This is a genomic window from Skermanella sp. (assembly GCF_059503625.1).
On the sequence record NZ_JCACHA010000354.1, the window covers coordinates 1 to 2,717 of the forward strand.

General features: G+C 59.2%; 2 protein-coding genes. One reads left to right on the top strand and one right to left on the bottom strand.

Annotated elements, in window-relative coordinates; all coding sequences use genetic code 11:
- Positions 1-130 precede the first annotated feature (130 nt).
- Positions 131-733, top strand: coding sequence for a hypothetical protein (locus AC5JJ6_RS08085; protein WP_496041544.1), 603 nt, complete (start codon positions 131-133; stop codon positions 731-733).
- Between the two features lie 56 nt (positions 734-789).
- Here AC5JJ6_RS08085 and AC5JJ6_RS08090 read toward each other — a convergent pair whose 3' ends face one another.
- Entirely contained in the window at positions 790-2,610 is a 1,821-nt protein-coding gene (locus AC5JJ6_RS08090; protein ID WP_496041545.1) for a methyl-accepting chemotaxis protein, read from the bottom strand.
- Positions 2,611-2,717 lie beyond the last annotated feature (107 nt).

Consider the following 2,717-nt stretch of genomic DNA (forward strand, 5'->3'; position numbering starts at 1 on the left):
CCTCACGACACACCATCGCGAAAATTTGGCGCGTCTTCAACTCAACATCCTCTAACACCAACCGTAAAGCCATGGGGTGTATGCCAAAGTTCGAAAGCGTCAACGCTTTTTCTATCAGGGAGCCTGTTTCGTGCCACGCTCATCCTTTTTTCAATGCCAGCTGCACTGGCTTGCGACCATTTCTTCCATTCTTCTTCTGACTGCCTGCGCGACTACGGAACAGGGGTATAACTCTGGTCAGGCTGGACTTGTCGATTGCAAAAATTTCCGAATCCAAAGTACCCGCGAGGATCTACGTCCGCCGAACGAAAATAGCTGCATCATCGGACGTTCTGACGACGTGCAGGTTACCGGTTCAGGATACATTCGTTTTTTTGAGGCTGATAACAATTACATGATGGTTTTACTCGAAACCATTTCCTCCACGGGTCATTTCGTTTTGGGCCATATGGAAATTCAGGGAGCCCTCGCGCAGGTGGACCTGATCAAGGACCAAGCTGTCGAATGGCAGGACCTTCCGGCGTTGGAGAGCAACGGCCATACATACAAGTTGTCCAGATTCCGGCTGAGCAAAGTCAATCAGGAATGCATCGGCTTCCTGACACAGGGTCTCGTGCGTGCCCAAGGCTATCAGAGCCGTACATCCGGCTTTTCATGCAAGCGGACGGGGAACGGAAAATTGGAGATCCCCGACATCCGCAAGGATCTTGACGGTTTGCGCGTAACGATTTGACAGCCTCGAAGTCGGGAGCGGGAAAGCCGGTCTGACCCTGATTTCCTTGACGCCGATCAGGCTGCCCTGATCGACGTCAGGAAGGTTTCGACTTCTCTTTTCAGTCCTTCCGCCTGTTTCGACAACTCCCCCGAGGCGCTCAGGACCTGCGATGCCGCGGCACCGGTCTGCTCGGCGGCCTGATTGACGTCGCGTACGTTCCGGCTGACTTCCTCGGTGCCCTGGGCCGCCTGCTGCACGTTGCGGGTGATTTCGCCGGTCGTTGCGTTCTGCTCCTCGATGGCGGCGGCGATGGCGGACGAGATGTCGTTGATGGTCGTGATCGTGGCTCCGATCCGATCGATGGCGGACACCGTACCCTTGGTGGCGGACTGGACGCCGGCGATCTGCCCGGCGATTTCCTCCGTCGCCTTGGTGGTCTGGTTGGCGAGCGCCTTGACCTCCGAGGCCACGACGGCAAACCCCTTGCCCGCCTCGCCCGCGCGCGCCGCTTCTATCGTCGCGTTCAGCGCCAACAGATTGGTTTGCGACGCGATGCTCTGGATCAGATTGACGACCTCGTTGATCCGGTTGGCGGCTTCGGCCAGTTCGCGAACCGAAACCGTCGTTTCCTGAGCCTCGCGCGCCGCTTGCTCGGCAACTTGGGTGGAGCGGCTGACCTGACGGCTGATCTCCTGGATGGAGGCGCCCATCTCTTCCGTGGCGGACGCAACGGTCTGAACGTTGGCGGAGATCTGTTCCGACGCCGTCGCCGACGCCGTGGATTGGCGGCTGGTCTGCTCCGCAAGCGCCGCCATGCTCTCCGCAGTCTGGCTGAGTTCGGTCGATGCCGTCGCGACGCCGTGAAGAACGTCGCCGACCGTCCGGTCGAAGCTCTGGATCAAGCGGTCGACGGATACCGCGCGCCGTTCCTTGGCCGCGCTCTCGGCGGCTTGCGCTTCCTCCAGGCGGATCCTGGCAATGGCGTTGTCCTTGAACACCTGAACGGCCGCGGCCATGGCGCCGATCTCGTCACCCCTGTCCCGTCCGGGGATCTGGACGGCGGTATCGCCGGAAGCGAGAACGGTCATTGCCGATGTCATGGAGCGAACAGCCCCGGCGATGGACTTGGTCAGCAGGAGGGCGAGGCTAACCCCAACCAGCACCGAGATGGCAAGCCCGCCGAAGTTCGTGATCCTCGCTTGCGCAATGTCGTTCCTGACTGTGGTCGTGATCTCCGCCAGGGACTGCGCCTGGCTGGTCCGGATTGCCGCAACGTCGTCCAGGAGGCTGTCCCGGATCTCGGAGATTTTGATGACGGCAGCGCTTTGGCGCCGGATCGTCGCGACGAACTCGTCGGCTGCTTTCCGGTAGTTCAGGAAATCGGCCTGGGCTGCGGACAAGGTCTGCTTCGCCCGCTGATCTGCGACCTCGGCTATGATCTTTTTCAGAAGCTCGTCGAACTCCTGCAAGCTCGACGCCGCGGTGCCGGCATCGGCATTGTTCTTCGAGACGAGAAACTTCATGAGAGAGAGCCGGCCGGTCATGAGCTTTCCGATCGCGATGCCGATATCGCTCGAAGCGGTGAAGTCCGAAGCCGCACGGACGGCTTCGTTCGCCTCGCCGGCGAGCTTGCGGATGTTGCCTCCCAATGGAGACATGATGCTGTCGAGAATACGGTTGCGCTCCGTCGTTCCGGAGATGATCTGATCGACGACCTTATCGTACTCGCTCCGCGTCGCTTCGATCCTGTCAAGGATGCCTAGGCGTTCCTGATGGTGCGTTGCTTCCCGGACCTTGGCTATGGATTCCGCCCAGATCTTTTGTCGATCCCTGATCTTGAGCAGGTTTTCGGGAGAGTCGATTACCAGAAAATCACGGATGGAAACTGCCATCATCGCAAGTTTGGTTTCGATATCCCGGACAAGATCCATGGTTTGGGAGACGTTTGGTGATTGCTCACGGGGTTGACAAAAAGGGTTGCGCTGGAGCTCGCAATATGAGT

Bases quoted from the DNA above. Each gene is read 5' to 3' on its own strand.
- AC5JJ6_RS08090 (WP_496041545.1), bottom strand. From the start codon at position 2,610: ATGATGGCAGTTTCCATCCGTGATTTTCTGGTAATCGACTCTCCCGAA.